Source organism: Streptomyces sp. GC420 (genome assembly GCF_009916105.1).
GTDB lineage: Bacteria > Actinomycetota > Actinomycetes > Streptomycetales > Streptomycetaceae > Streptomyces.
This window is the reverse complement of the sequence record NZ_JAAAXQ010000159.1, coordinates 1-16,940: the sequence shown is the minus strand read 5'-3', so window position 1 is coordinate 16,940 and position 16,940 is coordinate 1. Positions and strand designations below refer to the sequence as shown.

The 16,940-nt window shown below is 71.2% G+C and carries 10 protein-coding genes; 5 read left to right on the top strand and 5 right to left on the bottom strand.

The window, feature by feature from the left end; genetic code table 11:
* The first annotated feature begins 142 nt into the window (after window positions 1-142).
* Together GUY61_RS20175 and galE are read left to right on the top strand one after the other, a co-directional pair.
* Window positions 143-1,789, top strand: a complete 1,647-nt coding sequence (locus GUY61_RS20175; RefSeq protein ID WP_313896750.1) for a glycosyltransferase family 2 protein — start codon at window positions 143-145, stop codon at window positions 1,787-1,789.
* Between the two features lie 99 nt (window positions 1,790-1,888).
* Window positions 1,889-2,878, top strand: coding sequence for a UDP-glucose 4-epimerase GalE (gene galE / locus GUY61_RS20170; protein ID WP_166631604.1), 990 nt, complete (start codon window positions 1,889-1,891; stop codon window positions 2,876-2,878).
* Window positions 2,879-3,020: 142 nt separating this feature from the next.
* On the opposite strand, the gene GUY61_RS20165 is transcribed toward galE, so the two are convergent.
* Entirely contained in the window at window positions 3,021-3,656 is a 636-nt protein-coding gene (locus GUY61_RS20165) for a TetR/AcrR family transcriptional regulator (protein ID WP_166631603.1), read from the bottom strand.
* Window positions 3,657-3,775: 119 nt separating this feature from the next.
* Between GUY61_RS20165 and GUY61_RS20160 the strand changes: the two genes are divergently transcribed.
* Both GUY61_RS20160 and GUY61_RS20155 read left to right on the top strand, forming a co-directional pair.
* Window positions 3,776-4,684 carry an ABC transporter permease gene (locus GUY61_RS20160; protein ID WP_166631602.1) on the top strand — a complete coding sequence of 303 codons (909 nt, stop codon included), beginning with the start codon at window positions 3,776-3,778 and terminating at the stop codon, window positions 4,682-4,684.
* A 97-nt stretch (window positions 4,685-4,781) separates the two neighbouring features.
* A complete protein-coding gene (locus GUY61_RS20155; protein WP_166631608.1) occupies window positions 4,782-5,549 on the top strand; it encodes an ABC transporter ATP-binding protein in 768 nt (255 codons plus the stop codon).
* A gap of 75 nt (window positions 5,550-5,624) precedes the next feature.
* Here GUY61_RS20155 and GUY61_RS20150 read toward each other — a convergent pair whose 3' ends face one another.
* From GUY61_RS20150 to GUY61_RS20140, 3 genes are all read right to left on the bottom strand, one after another.
* On the bottom strand, window positions 5,625-6,722 hold the full coding sequence (locus GUY61_RS20150; protein WP_313896749.1) for a glycosyltransferase: 1,098 nt from the start codon (window positions 6,720-6,722) through the stop codon (window positions 5,625-5,627).
* Window positions 6,719-9,601 (bottom strand): CDP-glycerol glycerophosphotransferase family protein, encoded by a 2,883-nt coding sequence (locus tag GUY61_RS20145; RefSeq protein ID WP_166631606.1) that lies wholly within the window; start codon window positions 9,599-9,601, stop codon window positions 6,719-6,721. Before GUY61_RS20145 ends, GUY61_RS20150 begins: the two co-directional genes overlap by 4 nt.
* 147 nt (window positions 9,602-9,748) lie before the next feature.
* Entirely contained in the window at window positions 9,749-14,794 is a 5,046-nt protein-coding gene (locus GUY61_RS20140; protein ID WP_166631601.1) for an NAD-glutamate dehydrogenase, read from the bottom strand.
* Between the two features lie 404 nt (window positions 14,795-15,198).
* Here GUY61_RS20140 and GUY61_RS20135 point away from each other — a divergent pair, with 404 nt between their 5' ends.
* Window positions 15,199-15,768, top strand: a complete 570-nt coding sequence (locus GUY61_RS20135) for a DJ-1/PfpI family protein (RefSeq protein WP_166631600.1) — start codon at window positions 15,199-15,201, stop codon at window positions 15,766-15,768.
* Between the two features lie 438 nt (window positions 15,769-16,206).
* Here GUY61_RS20135 and GUY61_RS20130 read toward each other — a convergent pair whose 3' ends face one another.
* Window positions 16,207-16,872 carry an HAD family hydrolase gene (locus tag GUY61_RS20130; RefSeq protein ID WP_243766602.1) on the bottom strand — a complete coding sequence of 222 codons (666 nt, stop codon included), beginning with the start codon at window positions 16,870-16,872 and terminating at the stop codon, window positions 16,207-16,209.
* Window positions 16,873-16,940 lie beyond the last annotated feature (68 nt).

The following is a 16,940-nucleotide window of genomic DNA, read 5'->3' as shown; positions in this document are numbered from 1 at the left end:
GGGTGGCAGGGGCAACGGCGGGGGGGCGTGGCGCCGGCAAGGAGCCGGGGTGGAGAACCACGGAGCCGGAGCAGGGAGCCACAGGGCCTGGGCCGGGAGCCACAGGGCCGGACACCATGCCGGGCAATTAGCATTTTGTTCCGTGGATCACACTTTTTCCCATCAGGTGGGAATCATCCTGATCGCGTACAACGACGTGCCCCATGTCGCGGCAGCCGTCCGCTCCGCGCTCGCCCAGGGCCCGGCCGTCCGGGAGGTGGTCGCGGTGGACGACGGCTCGGACGACGGCACGGGCGAGCTGCTTGAGCGGCTGGCGGCGGCCGAGCCCCGGCTGTCCGTCGTGCGCCGCGCGGGGAACAGCGGCGGCTGCGGCACACCCCGCAACGACGGCCTGGCCGCGCTCACCTCGCCCTACGCGATGTTCCTCGACAGCGACGACGTCCTGCCCCCGGGCGCAGTGGCCGCGCTGCTCGCCGCCGCGCAAGAGCTGGACGCCGAGGTCGCGGCGGGCCTGTGCGTACGCCGTGAACTCCCGTCCGGGCGCGAGGTGCCCTGGCAGCCGGCGCTGTACGCCGAGCGGACCCTCGTGCCGCGGCCGTCGCGGCGGCCGCGGCTGGTCTCCGACACGCTGTGCGTCAACAAGCTCTACCGGACCGGCTTCCTGCGCGAGCACGGCATCCGTTTCCCCGACGGGCGGTTCCCCTACGAGGACTTCGTCTTCGGCGCCCGGGTGCTGGCCGCGGCTCCCCGGATCGCGCTGATCCCCGACCCGGTGTACGTCTGGCACGTCCGCAGGGACGCCGAGCGGCTGTCGATCTCCCTCGACCGGGAGGGCATCGGCAACTGGCGGGACCGTGTCGAGGCGCACCGGCAAGTGGTGGACATCCTGCTGGGCGCCGGGGAGAAACGACTCGCCTCGGCGGCCCGCGCCAAGTTCCTCGACCATGAGCTGCGGATGTACGCGCGGGACCTTGCATCGCGCCCACCCGCCTACCGCCGTGAGTGGTGGGAACGGGCCCGCGCCCATGTGGCGGGCTTCGACCCCGTCGACTTCGAGCGGGCCCCGCTGCCCGGCCGGATCCTCGGGCGGCTGCTGCTGCTCTCCCCCGACCCCCGCGACCTGGACCGGGTCAGGGAGCTCGCGGCCCGGCCGGCCCGGCTGCTGCCGCCGTACGCCCGCGGCCCGGCGTGGTCGGAGGACCTGCCGCGGCTGTCGCTCGACGACCTGCTGACGGCTCCGCTGGACCGGCTGCCGTTCGCGGTGGACGCGCGCCTCGAGCGGCGGCGGCTGCGGCTGCGCGTGTACGACCTGTACGGACGGCTCGCGGCGGCCGGACCGCTGTGGGTGGACGCCGAGTTCCGGGAGCGGGACAGCGGACGCCGCGCCCTCGTCCGTACCGCGGTGCTGCGCCCGGAGGCAGGCACGGGAGCGGGCACGGACGGAACCACGGGAGCGGGCACGGACGGGGCCGCTGGGACGGATGCGGACGGCGGCTCATGGGCCTGGACCTCCGAACTGCGTGTCGACCTCGACCGGCTGGCCCGCGCCGCGCCCGTCTGGGACCTGCGGGTACGGGTGCACTGCGCGAGCGGCAGCACAGCCCTGCTCTCCGCCCGTGCCACGGGCACCGGACGGGCCGTGCTGCCGGGCCGCGGCAGCGGCGGCGTGCTCCTCGCACAGCCTTACGCCACCCATGCGGGCGCGCTCGCACTGCGGCTGGCGCCGGGGGTGCGCGGGGCGTGCGCCGTCCTGCTCCGGCGTGTGCGGCGCGGGCTCGCCCGGCGCTGATCGTCACACATCTGGCAAGCTGCCCTACAAAGGACAGAGAACAACAGGCACAGCCGACAACAGGCACAGCCAGCCCCCACCCGACGAGACAAGGTGACCATGACCTGGTTGATCACCGGCGGCGCCGGTTACATCGGAGCGCATGTCGTCAGGACGATGACGCAGGCCGGGGAACAGGTCGTCGTGTACGACGACCTGTCCGCGGGCGTCAGGGACCGCGTCCCCGCCGGCGTGCCCCTGGTGCACGGATCCGTCCTGGACCGGGACCTGCTCGGCCGGACGATCAGGGAGCACGGCATCACCGGCGTGGTGCACCTCGCGGCGAAGAAGGCGGTCGGCGAGTCCGTCGAGCAGCCGCTGGCGTACTACCAGGTCAATGTGGAGGGGCTCCGGCTGCTGCTGGACGCCTGCGTCGAGGGCGGCGTGCGCAGCTTCGTCTTCTCCTCGTCCGCGGCCGTGTACGGCATGACGGACGCCGATCTGGTGACCGAGGAGAGCCCGTGCGCGCCGATGAGCCCGTACGGCGAGACCAAGCTCGCCGGTGAGTGGCTGGTCCGCGCGGTCGGCACGGCGCACGGCATCGCCACCGCCTCGCTGCGCTACTTCAACGTGGCGGGCGCCGCCGAACCGGGACTCGCCGACACGGGCGTCTTCAACATCGTCCCGATGGTGTTCGAGAAGCTGACGGCCGGCGAGCCGCCCCGCATCTTCGGCGACGACTACCCGACCCCGGACGGCACCTGCGTCCGCGACTACATCCACGTCGCCGACCTCGCCGAGGCCCACATGGCGGCCGCCCGTGCGCTCGAACAGGACCCGGACCGGCAACTGGTCCTCAACATCGGCCGCGGCGAGGGCGTCTCGGTGCGGGAACTCATCGACGAGATCACCGCCCTGACCGGCCACACCGGGCTGGCGCCCGTCGTCGCCCCGCGCCGCCCCGGCGACCCGGCCCGCGTGGTGGCCTCGGCCGACCGGATCACGGAGGTGCTGGGCTGGAAGTCCCAGCGGGACGTTCGCGACATGGTGACCTCGGCCTGGGACGGCTGGCTCCTCCACCACCCGCAGGCCGCACCCGACCGCGGCTGACGCCGTCGGCGGCACCGGCACCGGCGGGCATCACGCCCGTCGGTGCCGGTGCCGGTGGGCCGGGGCGGCGCGGCCACCGCCCCGGCCGGGTCTCACGCGCCGGCGGCCGCGGCGGAACGACCGGGCGGGCCCGGCGCCCGGTCTACGCCGCTGCCCGCAGCGCGGCCGCCGTGGCCGCGGCCAGCCTGTCCAGGTAGCCCTTGGGCAGGTCGGCGCGGCTGACGACCGCGCGCCAGTACAAAGGGCCGGAGAGCAGGTCGAGGGCGAGGTTCTCGTCGAGCGCCGCGGAGAGCTCGCCGCGCTCCACGGCCTTGCGGACCACGCCGATCGCCACGCTCTGCTGGCTGTCGCGCAGGGCCTTCTGCAGGGCCTCGGCGATCTCCGGGCTGCGTGCGGCCTCCGCCTGGAGGTCGGGAATGATCTGGGACGCCACGGGGTGGCGCAGGATCCGCGCCACCATCGAGAAGAGCATCCGCACGTCGCCCTGGAGGGTTCCGGTGTCGGGCACCGGCAGGCCCTGGACCGCGACCGCCGAGACCAGGTCGAGCACGAGGTGCAGCTTGGAGCGCCAGCGCCGGTAGACGGCGGTCTTACCCACACCGGCCCGTCGCGCGATCCCCTCGATCGACATCCGCGCGAAGCCGACCGCCGCCAGTTCCTCGAAGACGGCCGTCCTGATGGCCTCCGTCACGTCTTCACGCAGCACGGCGGCGCCCGCGGGGGCTCGGCCGGTGGCTCTGCGGGGAGTCGGGGCGTCCGTCGTCATGCGGACAAGCATAGAGCGTCACGACGGTACGGTTGCGTTCCGACGTTGCCGCGCCCTACTCTCGCGGTAACGACGATACGGTCCCGTCCCGTCGTCCCCGTCGTGTTCTCCCGGACGAGAAAGCAGTGGATGTGAGCGCGATCCTGGATCCCCCCACCGCGACCGAGCCACCCGTGACCGCCGCCGAGCTGGCCGCCCGGCACGGACTGACGGTGAGCGGCGCCCGCCCCGGACTCGTCGAGTACATAAGGCAGTTGTGGGGGCGGCGGCACTTCATCACGGCGTTCGCGACCGCCAAGCTCACCGCGCAGTACAGCCAGGCCAAGCTGGGCCAGCTGTGGCAGGTCATGACGCCGCTGCTCAACGCGGCGGTCTACTACCTGATCTTCGGCCTGCTGATGGGCACCAGCCGCGGCGTGCCGGACTTCATCCCGTTCCTGGTCACCGGCGTGTTCGTGTTCACCTTCACCCAGAGCTCGGTGCTCGCGGGGACCCGGTCGATCTCCGGCAACCTCGGGCTCGTACGGGCCCTGCACTTCCCCCGCGCGTCCCTGCCGATCTCCTTCTGCCTGATGCAGCTCCAGCAGCTGCTGGCCTCCATGGGCGTGCTGGCCGTGATCCTGGTCGGCCTCGGCCACTACCCCGACCTGTCCTGGCTGCTCGTGATCCCCGCGCTGACGCTCCAGTTCGTGTTCAACACCGGGCTGGCTCTGATCTTCGCGCGGATGGGCGCCAAGACCCCCGACCTCGCACAGCTCATGCCGTTCCTGCTGCGCACCTGGATGTACGCCTCGGGCGTGATGTTCAGCATCGAGCACGTCCTCGCCGACCGCCACGTGCCGGCGTTCGTGGAGTGGCTGCTGGAGGCCAACCCGGCGGCCGTCTACATCGACCTCATGCGTTTCGCCCTGATCGACAGCTTCACCTCCGCACAACTGCCGCCGCACGTATGGGCACTGGCGGCGGGCTGGGCACTCGCCCTGGGAATCGGCGGGTTCGTGTATTTCTGGAAGGCTGAGGAGCGCTACGGCCGTGGCTGATGTGACCGTGACCGACACGACCGGCGCGACCGGCCGGAACACCGCGACCGGAGTAAGCGGGACCACCGGGACCGCCGGGACCGCCGGGGCCACCGGCGTGGGCGCGAGGATCCCGACCGTCATCGCGGACGAGCTGCACATCGTCTACCGCGTCAACGGCGGCGGGGGCGGCAGGGGCAGTGCCACCGCGGCGCTGAACAGGATCATCAAGCGGACCAAGCCCGCCGGGATGCGGGAGGTGCACGCCGTGCGCGGGGTGTCCTTCACGGCGTACCGGGGCGAGGCCATCGGCCTGATCGGCTCCAACGGCTCGGGGAAGTCCACGCTGCTGCGCGCCATCGCCGGGCTGCTGCCCGCCGAGCGCGGCAAGGTCTACACCGACGGCCAGCCCTCGCTGCTCGGCGTGAACGCCGCCCTGATGAACGATCTCACCGGTGAGCGGAACGTCATGCTGGGCGGGCTGGCGATGGGCATGACCCGCGAGCAGATCAGGGAGCGCTACCAGAGCATCGTCGACTTCTCCGGGATCAACGAGAAGGGCGACTTCATCACCCTGCCGATGCGCACGTACTCCTCCGGCATGGGTGCCCGGCTGCGGTTCTCCATCGCCGCTGCCAAGGACCACGACGTGCTGATGATCGACGAGGCGCTGGCCACGGGCGACCGCAAGTTCCAGAAGCGCTCCGAGGCCCGCATCCGCGAGCTGCGCAAGGAGGCCGGCACCGTCTTCCTCGTCAGCCACAACAACAAGTCGATCCGGGACACCTGCGACCGGGTGCTGTGGCTGGAGCACGGCGTGCTGCGGATGGACGGCCCGACGGACGAGGTGCTCAAGGAGTACGAGAAGTTCACCAAGAAGGGCTGACGCGGCCCGGCCGCCCGGCACCCCGGGCCGAGCGGCTGACACCACGCGGCTGACACGGCGTCATCTTCCGCCGCGTCATCTTTCGAGGAACGCGAACAGCGATTCCCAGCGGTGCACGATCTCCTCGGTCGTGTACCGCTGGACATTGCGCCGGGCCGCCTCCCCCATCCGGTCGCGCAGTGCCTTGTCCGCCATCAACCGGTCCAGCCGCCGCGCGAGTTCCGACGTGTTGCCGAGCGGTGCGAGGAGCCCGTCAACGCCGTCGTCGATGATCTCCCGCACGCCCGGAGCACAGTCGAACGCCGCGGTCGGCAGCCCCGTGGCCATCGCCTCCATCAGCGCGAGCGGGAATCCCTCGCCCCGCGAGGAAAGCACGAACACCGAGCCGCCGCGCAGGGCCCCGGGCACATCGCCGGTGCGGCCCCTCCACTCGACGCTGCCGTCGAGTCCCAGCGCCGTGCACTGCTTCCGCAGGCGTTCCTCCTCCTCGCCCGAGCCGTAGATCCGCAGCGTCCACCCGGGGTGCCGGGGCACGGCCTCCGACCAGGCGTCCAGGAGCATGTCGATGCCCTTCTGGTCGGTCAGCCGGCCGACGCTCACCACCGCCTTCTCCTCGCGCGGCGAGGGCACGTCGGGCACGAAGGGCAGCGGGTTCGGCATGAAGTCGGCGTTGTCCATGCCCTCCCGGATCCACAGGTCCGCGTCCTCCCTGGTCAGGGCAAGCATCCGGTCGACGTCCCGGTAGTACGTCTTGACGCGCCGGAACCGGGTGGACGCCTTGGAGTACTCGTACGACTCGTGGCTCATGCCGATGACGAGCAGCCCGGCCGTGTCCGCGCGCACCACCCATTCCATGGCCCACACCTGGGTGACGATCACGACCGCCCCCGGCCGGGCCGAGCGCAGCAGGGCGCTCAGCCGGGCCGCGGGTTCTCCCATCCCCGCCTCGCGCCCGCGGCGGTCGCGCGGCGGGCGGACGGCGTACAGGGTCGTAGTCGGGTAGGGCAGCCGGGAGCCGATGTCCTGCGGCTCGTCGGGTTCGGTGATGCCGACGACGTGGACGCGGTGCCCGCACTCGGTGAACAGCCGGGCCATCTGGTGGGTCCAGGTGGTCACGCCGCCCAGTTCGTCGACGCTGTTGGCGATCAGGAAGATGTCCCGCGATGTGCTCACCGGCTGCTCCCGCGGCTCCAGTGGGAGAAGAACTCCGCGGCGACGCGCTGTGCGGCGTCCCCCCGGTCGTACTCGCCGAACCCGGCGACGAACCGCGCCCGGTCCCCGGCGTGTTCCAGAATCTGCGCGTCCAGCGACTTCAGCGCGGCGAACAGTTCGTCCTCGGTGCGAGCCACCGGCCCCGGCGCCCGTTCGAGCAGGTCGAAGTAGGTGCCGCGCTCGGCGACGTACTCCTCGTAGTCGTAGGGGAAGAACAGCATCGGCCGGTCGAGGAGCGCGTAGTCGAACATCACCGACGAGTAGTCGGTGATCAGCGCGTCGGCGAGCAGCAGCAGCGGCGTCACGTCGTGCAGCGAGGACACGTCGGCGACCCGCCCGCGCACGGAGGGCGGGAGGACGACGTGCTCCAGGTAGTGGGCGCGGACCAGCAGGGTGTGCGTGTCGCCGAAGTCGGCGGCGAAGCGTTCGACGTCGAAGGGCAGCCGGGCGCGCCGGCTCCTCCCGCCGCCCCCGCGCCCCCGGAAGGTCGGGGCGTACAGCAGGATCGTGCGGTCCTCGGGGATGCCCAGCTCGGCGGCGAGCGGCCCGCGCTCCCGCACCCCCGAGGCCCGCTCCCGGTCCCGGGCCCGCACGAGCACGTCGTTACGCGGATAGCCGACACGCAGCAGGGTGCGTTCCTTGAGGCGGAAGGCGCGGGCGAGCGTGCGCACGTCGTGCTCGGAGCGGATCAGGAAGCGGTCGAAGCGGTCCAGGACGCGCTGCTGCTCCTCGCGCGCGGCGCGGGGCTTGAGTTTCCAGCCCGGTTCGTCGAAGCCCATGCGTTTGAGGGCGGAGCCGTGCCAGGTCTGGAGATAGGTCGTGCCGGGGCGCTTGGTCAGTTTGAGCGGGAAGCTCTGGTTGTCGACCCAGAACTCGGCCTGGGCAAGGGCCTTGAGGTACGGCAGCGACCAGCGGCGGACGAGGGTGGCGTCCTCGGGGAAGCCCACGGGTTCGCCGCTGTACGACCATATTGCCTCGACGTCGTAGTCCCGGCGGCGGAGTTCCTCGTACAGGGCCCGGGGGCTGTCGCTGTACTGCCGGCCGAGGTGGCTCTCGAAGACGACCGTGCCGCGGCGGATCGGCAGCCGGCAGAACACCTCGTGGTAGAGGCGGATCCTGGTCTCGCCGGAGGTGAGTCCGCGGCGCACCGCCCGCGCCTTGCGGTAGCCGGTCCTGGCGAGCCTGCCGGGGGCGCCCCGGGCGGCCTCGGTGACGATCCGGCGGACCCGCTCGGCGCGCGGGCTGCCCGCGACGAGCCGGAAGGCGAGATGCCCCTTGCTCGACACCTCAGGACTGAGGCGGTCGCCGACCAGGCCGGTCAGCCGGGGCCGTACGGGCAGGTCGTCACCGGCGAGCCCGGTGTCGGCGGCGGTGAGCCGGGTCGTGGTGCGGACTCCGTCCGCCGTGAGACGCAGGCGCACGTCCCACACCGTGTCGACGAGGCCGAGCGGTTTGAGGACCCTGCCGAGGGGGATCTCCGCCTCCCACCCCAGGTACTCCCCCTCGTGGCGGACGGCCGGCACCGGGAAGCGGAAGATGCCGGAGCCCGGTCCGCGGCGGCGGGCCCGGAACTCCAGTTCCGCGCCGAGCGCCGCCTCGGGCGGTACGGCCCCGAGCGGGTTGACGATCCGTCCGCCGAGCCGCACCGTCCGGCCGTGCGCGGCGTACGAGGTGAGCGCGTTGCGCAGGAACATCCGGTCCAGCGGCCGGCTGTGCAGCCCGAGTCCGGTGACGTCCAGCGCCCTGCGGCCCTCCGGCCGGTCGAGGTGGCCCGCGTCGCACCAGTAGACGCGGCCGTCACGCTCGACGAGCGGCGAGGATATCTTGTCGCGGTTGGTGAGCGTGTCGACGGCGGGCAGCAGCAGCCCCCAGTCCCCGTGGCGCAGCAGATACGCGCAGACGGCGTGGATGGGGTCCACGTCCTCGTACGCTGCCGGGTCGATCCCGTCGAGGTAGTCCGCGGCCAGGAGCGCGAACTCCCGGCGGTAGGAGTCGTCGCGGAACGGAAGGTCCCGCAGGTGCAGTACGAGGTCGTGCTTGAGGAACTTGACGTCCTTGGCCCGTTTGAGTGAGGGCAGCCCGTGTTCCCGCAGCAGGGCGTCGATACGGCGGTGGATCTCCATGCGGTGGGTGAAGTTGGCGATCTCGTGGCGCCGGTTGCTGATGGACCTCGCGCGGTCGCCGTCCGGCCTCTCGACGACGTTCCAGAAGTAGACGTGGTTGGGGACGAGCGCGATCCGCCGGGCCGCGACATAGGCCTGGGCGGAGAACAGCAGGTCCTCGTAGTGGATTCCGGTGGGGAAGCGCAGGCCGCTGTCGAGGAGGAAGGCGCGGCGGTAGCACTTGTTGGTGGAGAGGGTGTCGTAGACCAGCAGGTCGGGCAGGTCGGCGATGTCGTGCAGGACCCGGCTGCGGGCGTAGAGCCAGGGGTACCACTCGACGGTCTTGCCGTGCCGCGAGTCGGTGTGGACGCGGACGCACATCCCGGAGACGAGGTCGGCTCCGGTGCGCTCGGCGGCCGCCAGCATGTTGCGGCAGGCGTTGCGCTCCAGGGTGTCGTCGCTGTCGAGGAACATCACGTACGTGCCGCGGGCGTGTTCGATGCCGTGGTTGCGGGGTGCGCCGCAGCCGCCGCTGTTCCGGTCGAGGCGGAAGGCGCGTACCCGCTCGGGGTGGGCGGCGGCCAGCCCCCGCGCGATGTCGAAGGAGCCGTCCGTGGAGTGGTCGTCGACGATCACCACATCGACGGCCCGCAAAGTCTGGTCCAGTACGGACCGTACGGCGGTGGGCAGTCGTTCGGCGTCGTTGTAGACGATCACCACGACGGTAACATCCGGTATCACACTCTTATCCGATGCCACACAGCCACCATAAGGGGAGGACCCCGACCATTCCGGTCGGAGCCCTCCATCCGTACGACGCGGTGGCGCCGCTCCCGTGCGGCACCACACCGTGCGGCACCGCTTCCGCGCGCGGCGCCGCTTCCGCTACTCGCGCGAGCGCAGCAGGGTGCGCATCGTCCGCATCGCCACGGACAGGTTCGCCAGGTCGAAGGAGTCCGAGCCGTGGATCTCGTCCAGCGTGGTGCGGGCGCGGCTCAGCAGCGCGGAGTTCTTCTCCGCCCAGGCGTTGAAGCGCTCCTCCGGGGTCGAGGTGCCGTTCCCCGCCTCCAGTACGGCGGCGGTGAGACCGGCGTGCGCCGAGTACAGCTCCTCGCGGATGCTGGCGCGGGCCATGGACTGCCAGCGGTCGGCCCGCGGCAATTCGATGATCCGGTCCATCAGCTGGGTGATGTCCAGCCGGTCGGCGAGGTCGTAGTACACCTCCGCGACCTGCATCGGCTCCGTGCCCGTGCGGTCGGAGACCGCGACGATGTCCAGCGTCGGGAAGGCGGAGGAGAAGCCCGCCACCCGGGTCGCCAGCTCGTCCGGGACCCCCGCGTCGGTCATCGTGCCGCAGACGCTCGCGAACCACTCCAGGTCGGCGCCGCGCAGCAGCTTCGGCAGCTCGCCGCAGACCCTGGTCACGCCCTCCTGGAAGAAGCCGACCGTCTCCGAGAGGTGCAGCGGCTGCGGCCGGTTGTTGAGCAGCCAGCGGGTGCCGCGCTCGACGAGCCGCCGCGAGTGCAGCCTGATCCGGGTCTGCACGGCCGCCTCGACCTGGGTGTCCAGGGCCTCGACGGCGTCCCACACCTCGCTCAGCCCGAAGATCTCACGGGCGGCGAGCTGCGCCCGCACGATCTCCTCGAGCGAGGCCCCGCTCTCCTCGCGCAGCCGGTGCAGGAAGGTGGAGCCGCCGGTGTTGACGGTGTCGTTGACCAGGATCGTCGTGATGATCTCGCGGCGCAGCGGGTGCGTGTCGATCTGCTCGGAGAACCGCTCGCGCAGCGCCTGCGGGAAGTAGGCGTGCAGCAGGCGCCGCAGGTACGGGTCGTCGGGGAGGTCGGTGGCGATCAGCGCCTCGGCCGTCGTGATCTTCGTGTACGCGAGCAGGACCGCGAGCTCCGGCTGGGTCAGGCCCCGGCCGCTGCTCTGCATCTCGCGGATCTGCCGGTCGGTGGGCAGGAACTCCAGCGAGCGGTCGAGCAGGCCCTCGCGTCCCATGCGGCGCATGAACCGCTGGTGGGCGTGGAGCAGTGAGGGGGACTGGGCGACGGCGTTGGCGAGGGCGACGTTCTGCGCGTAGTTGTTGCGCAGCACCAGCCGTCCCACCTCGTCGGTCATCTCCGCGAGCAGCCTGTTTCGCTGCTTGACGGTCATCTCGCCCTCGGTGACCAGGGAGTTCAGCAGGATCTTGATGTTCACCTCGTGGTCGGAGGTGTCCACGCCGGCGCTGTTGTCGATGGCATCGGTGTTGACCTTGCCCCCCTGGTGGGCGAACTCGATCCGGCCGAGCTGGGTCAGACCCAGGTTGCCGCCCTCGCCGACGACCTTGGCCCGCAGGTCGGCGCCGTTGACCCGGATGGCGTCGTTGGCCTTGTCACCGACATCGGCGTGCGTCTCGGCGGTGGACTTCACGTAGGTGCCGATGCCGCCGTTCCACAGCAGGTCGACCGGTGCCTGGAGGATGGCCTGCATCAGCTCGGCCGGGGTCATCTTGGCGACGTCGGACTCGATGTCGAGGGCGTCCCGGATCCGTGCGTTGAGCTGGATGGACTTCGCGGTGCGGGGGAAGACGCCGCCGCCCGGCGAGATCAGCGCGGTGTCGTAGTCGGCCCATGAGCTGCGCGGCAGCTCGAACAGGCGGCGCCGCTCGGCGTACGAGACGGCCGCGTCGGGCTCGGGGTCGATGAAGATGTGCCGGTGGTCGAAGGCCGCGACCAGCTGGATGTGCTCGGACAGCAGCATGCCGTTGCCGAAGACGTCACCGGACATGTCGCCGATGCCGACGACGGTGAAGTCCTGGGTCTGCGTGTCCACGCCCAGCTCGCGGAAGTGCCGCTTGACTGACTCCCAGGCGCCGCGGGCCGTGATGCCCATGCCCTTGTGGTCGTAGCCCGCGGAACCGCCGGAGGCGAAGGCGTCGCCGAGCCAGAAGTTGTACGCCTGGGCGACGTCGTTGGCGATGTCGGAGAAGGTCGCGGTGCCCTTGTCCGCGGCGACGACGAGGTACGTGTCGTCCTCGTCGTGGCGCACCACGTCGATGGGCGGCACGACCTCGCCCGCCACCAGGTTGTCCGTGATGTCGAGCAGCGCCGAGATGAAGGTCTTGTAGCAGGCGATGCCTTCCGCCAGCCACGCGTCGCGGTCCACCGACGGGTCGGGCAGCTGCTTGGCGACGAAGCCGCCCTTGGCGCCGACCGGCACGATGACGGTGTTCTTCACCATCTGCGCCTTGACCAGGCCGAGGATCTCGGTGCGGAAGTCCTCGCGGCGGTCGGACCAGCGCAGGCCGCCGCGCGCGACCTTGCCGAAGCGCAGGTGGACGCCCTCGACACGCGGGGAGTACACCCAGATCTCGTACGCGGGGCGGGGCGCCGGCAGGTCCGGGATGGCCTGCGGGTCGAACTTCATGGAGAGGTAGTCGTGCGGCCGGCCCCCCGTCCCGTCCCCGGCGCCCTGACCCCTCCCGACGCTTCCATCGCTGACGCTCTGACCCCTCCCGACGCTTCCATCGCTGACGCTCTGACCCCTCCCGACGCTTCCATCGCTGACGCTCTGGAAGAAGTTCGTCCGCAGCGTCGCGCTGATCAGGGTCAGGAACGCCCGCAGGATCCGGTCCTCGTCCAGGCTGGCGACCTGGTCGAGCGCGAAGTCGAGTTCCTCCTTGATCCCGTCGAGGAGTTCGTGCCCGGCCCGCTGCCGTCCGGGCGCCATCCGGGCCTCGAAGAGGTTCACCAGCAGCCGGGTGGTGTGGACGTTGTTGCGGAGGGTGTCCTCCATGTAGTCCTGGCTGAAGGTGGAGCCCGCCTGGCGCAGGTACTTGGCGTAGGCGCGCAGCACCATCGCCTCGCGCCAGTTGAGCCCGGCGCTCAGCACGAGGGCGTTGAAGCCGTCGTTCTCGGCGCGGCCGGTCCACACCGCGGCGAAGGCGTCCTGGAAACGCTCGCGTGCGTCGTCCTTGAGGTAGTCGCCGCCGCTCGGCTTCTTCGGCATGCGCAGCCCGAAGTCGTAGATCCACGCCGTGCTGCGGTCGGAGCAGCGCAGCTCGTACGGCCGCTCGTCGACCACCTCGACGCCGAGCCGGGTGAGCACCGGCAGCACGGCGGACAGGGAGACCGGCTGCCCGCTGCGGTAGATCTTGAAACGGCGCTCGCCGGGGCCGGCGCCGACCGGCTCGTAGAGGGAGAGCGCGAAGTCCTCGGTCTCCTTGCCGAGCTTCTCCAGCTGGACGAGGTCGGCGACGGCGGAGCGCGGGGAGTGGTCGGCCTTGTATCCCTCGGGGAAGGCGTTGGCGTAGCGGCGCAGCAGTTCGGCCGCGCGCTCCTCGCCGAGTTCGGCGTTGAGCGCCTCCGCGAAGCCGTCGGCCCAGGAGCGGGTGGCCTCGACGAGGCGTGCCTCGATCCGCTCGGTGTCGGCGTCGGTGAGCTGGGGCAGTTCGGTGCCCTGCGGCACCCGGATCACGAAGTGGATGCGGGAGAGGATCGACTCGGTGTTCCAGGCGGTGAAGTCGACGCTGCTGCCGCCGAGCTCCTCCTTGAGGATCTCGATCAGCCGCAGCCGCACGCCCGTGGTGTACCGGTCGCGCGGAAGGTAGACGAGCGCCGAGTAGTAGCGCCCGTACTCGTCCTGGCGCAGGTAGAGCCGCAGCCTGCGGCGCTCCTGGAGGTACAGGACGGAGGTGACGATGGAGCGGAGCTGGTCGATGCGGATCTGGAAGAGGTCGTCGCGCGGGTACGTCTCCAGGATCTGCAGCAGATCGCGCCCGTCGTGGCTGTTGGGCGAGAATCCGGCGCTGCGCAGCACCTCGTCCACCTTGCGGCGGATGACGGGGATGCGGCGCACCGAGTCGGTGTACGCCGCCGAGGAGAACAGCCCGAGGAAGCGCCGCTCGCCGACCACGTTGCCGTCGGCGTCGAACTTCTTCACCCCGACGTAGTCGAGGTAGCTGGGGCGGTGCACGGTGGCGCGGCTGTTGGCCTTCGTCAGGACCAGCAGCTTGTGCTCGCGGGCCTTGGCGCGGGCGTCGGCGGGCAGCCGGTTGAAGGAGGGGCTGACCGGGTGACCCTCCTCCGTGTGGTGCGAGGGGTCCGCACGCAGTATGCCGAGCCCGGTACCGGGGACGGCGGCCAGCGCGTCTCTGTCGGTGAGTTCGTACTCCCGGTAGCCGAGGAAGGTGAAGTGGTCGTCGGCGAGCCAGCGCAGCAGCTCGCGGGCCTCCTCGGCCTCCTCCTCGGGCAGGTCTTCCGGCAGCGGCTCGGTGGTGGTGATGGCCTCGGCGATGCGCAGCGCGGCGTCGCGCATCTTCTCCCAGTCCTCGACGGCCTCACGTGCGTCCGAGAGCACCCGCAGCAGGTCGGCGGTGATCTGCTTCAGGTCCCCGCGGTCCGTCTCACGGTCGATCTCGACGTGGATCCAGGACTCGGTGAGCGCGTCGTGCGGGAGGTCGGGCCCCGGGCGCCGTCCGGGCAGCACCTCGATGAGCTTTCCGGTGACGTCACGCCGTACGACGAACTGCGGGTGGATGACCACGTGGATGCCGCGGCCCTGGCGGGAGAGCTCATTGGTGACCGAGTCGACCAGGAAGGGCATGTCGTCGGTGACCACCTCGACGACGGAGTGGCTGCACGTCCAGCCGTTCTCCTCGACGGTGGGTGTGTGGACCCGGACGTTGGCGGTGCCCTGCGGGCGGTTCTCGGCCAGCCGGTAATGGGAGAGGGCAGCCCCGTAGACGTCGACCGGGTCGCGGTCGCCGAGGTCCTCGGGTGCGGTGTGCAGGTAGTAGCGCTGGAGGTAGGCGAGCACCGCTTCCCCGTCGGGCGCGTACGTGCTCGTGGTCCCGGACGGAGGCAGTCCCCCGGCCGGGCTGTTCTCAGCTACCCGGGCTGCTCGCTCGAGCAGCTCGGCCTTTGCTTCGTCCAGCTTGGTCTGCATGTCCTCTGGCTCCTGTCGCGCGCCGTTGCGTGACGTAGGTGAAGTTGACACAACGCCACGACGCGGGATTACCGGTCGAAGTCGACGTTATGCCGGGATGAGAGATGCCCGGACCGTAATCGGCCAATGTGAGGGGTGTCATCGGTGTCATCGGCGGATCCGGGAATGGGGGATCGGCGACGGCCCGGCCACTGTCGTGCGCCGGGCGCGGAGCAGGGGCGGCACTGCCCCCGCGGGCTATCGCGCTGATCACGCCCCCAGGCTATCGCTCGGGAACGGGGGCCCGTCATGAGCCGTATGTGTACAAAAGCGGGGTGGGAAATTCGACACTCTGGACAGTGCCCGGCGCGGATGTACGTTGAACGGGACGCAACTCGCTCCGTCGTGCCGAGGGGAGCAACCCCATGACAGTGCAGATCCTGATCGTGACCGGTGACGCGGCCGAGTCCCTGGAAGTCCTCTATCCCTACCAGCGGCTCCGCGAAGAGGGGTACGACGTGCATATCGCGGCCCCCACCCGCAAGACCCTCCGGTTCGTGGTCCACGACTTCGTACCCGGCTTCGACACGTACACCGAGAAGCCCGGCTACACCTGGCCGGCGGACCTCGCCTTCTCCGAAATCGACCCGGGTGACTACGCGGCGGTCGTCATCCCGGGCGGCCGTGCCCCGGAGTACCTGCGCAACGACCCCGAACTGCGCAAGATCCTCAAGGCGTTCTTCGACGCCGACAAACCCGTCGCCCAGATCTGTCACGGCCCTCTCCTCACCGCCGCCATCGGCGGCCTGAGCGGCCGCCGTGTCACCGCCTACCCCGCCCTCGAACTCGATATGGAGGCCGCCGGCGCCTCGTTCCAGGACGCCGAGGCGGTCGTGGACGGCAACCTGGTCTCCGCCCGCGCGTGGCCCGACCACTCGGGCTGGATGCGTGAGTTCCTGCGCATCCTCCGCGAGAAGGCCCCCGCGACCGGGTAACCCCCGGCTCCCCGGCCCACACCGCCCGCCTCCGGGCCGGGCCGCCCCGTGTCTCGGGCGGCCCGGCCCGGACTCGGGCACCGAACCAGTCCCTCGACCGGTCCCGGGACCGCCGCCGGGCCGCGAGTCCGGTTCCGAGCCGCCCATGCCGAGCCGGAACTGCGGATGGATGTACATCATCAGCGACGGGACGTCGCACCACGCGCAGCCCCCACCGGTTCAGGCGCGTGAGCAGTGCGAAGAGGCCCTTCGGGGCACGGTGACGGGACCGCCGCCGGTCGGCTGCGCCCGCCGACGACGGGGCACGACGGCTGTCATCGCGTGCGCGGCAGCGGCGTGGGGGCGGCCGGGGCCGTCGAGTGCCGCGCATGGGACGGACGCCGCGGTCACCTGCCCGAACCTGGACCGGCGGGGCGTACTCAGGCGGTGCGCGGCGGGTCAGGCCGCGATGTCCTCCGCGGCCTCGACCGCCTCGGCGAGTGTGTCGACGACCGGGACGCCCGCCGCCTCGAGGCTGCCCCTACTGTGCGAGCCGCCCGTGTACAGCACCGCCCGCGCCCCCACATGGGCGGCGGCCACCGCGTCGTCCACCGCGTCGCCGATGACCACGACGCGCTCCGGCGCGACGCCGTGCAGCGCCGCTAGGTGGCGCACCATGTGTTCCGCCTTGCCCCGGTGGGAGCCGCCGATCCGGCCGTCCACCCTCGTGAAGTGCTGCTCGATGCCGTGCGTCCGGACGATCGGTATCAGCTGCTCGTGCGGGGCCAGGGAGCACAGGGACTGGGTGCGGCCCAAGGCCTGGCGCGTGGCCAGCAGGTCCCGCGCGCCGTCCGCGAGGCCCGCGCTTTCCGCCCGCGCCCAGTAGTGCCGGTGGAAGATCTCGTCCATGACCTCCCACTCCTCCTCCGTGGGAAGCCGGCCCATCAGCCGCTCGTAGAACAGCGGCACGGGCACGCAGTACAGGTCCCGGTAGCGCTCCAGTGTGATCGGCTCCAGGCCGATCTCCGCGAACGCGGCGTTCGTCGCCCCGATCACGGCGTCGATGTCGTGGAAGAGCGTGCCGTTCCAGTCCCAGACGATGTGTGTGCCCTTGCGCATCCCCATGCGAGAACGGTACCCAGCCGCACCGACAATGCGGCCCCGCCCGCGGCAACCGGCCCGCCTCGCTTCCC

Bases quoted from the DNA above. Each gene is read 5' to 3' on its own strand.
- galE (WP_166631604.1), top strand. From the start codon at position 1,889: ATGACCTGGTTGATCACCGGCGGCGCCGGTTACATCGGAGCGCATGTC.
- GUY61_RS20165 (WP_166631603.1), bottom strand. From the start codon at position 3,656: ATGCTTGTCCGCATGACGACGGACGCCCCGACTCCCCGCAGAGCCACC.
- GUY61_RS20140 (WP_166631601.1), bottom strand. From the start codon at position 14,794: ATGCAGACCAAGCTGGACGAAGCAAAGGCCGAGCTGCTCGAGCGAGCA.
- GUY61_RS20135 (WP_166631600.1), top strand. From the start codon at position 15,199: ATGACAGTGCAGATCCTGATCGTGACCGGTGACGCGGCCGAGTCCCTG.
- GUY61_RS20130 (WP_243766602.1), bottom strand. From the start codon at position 16,872: ATGGGGATGCGCAAGGGCACACACATCGTCTGGGACTGGAACGGCACG.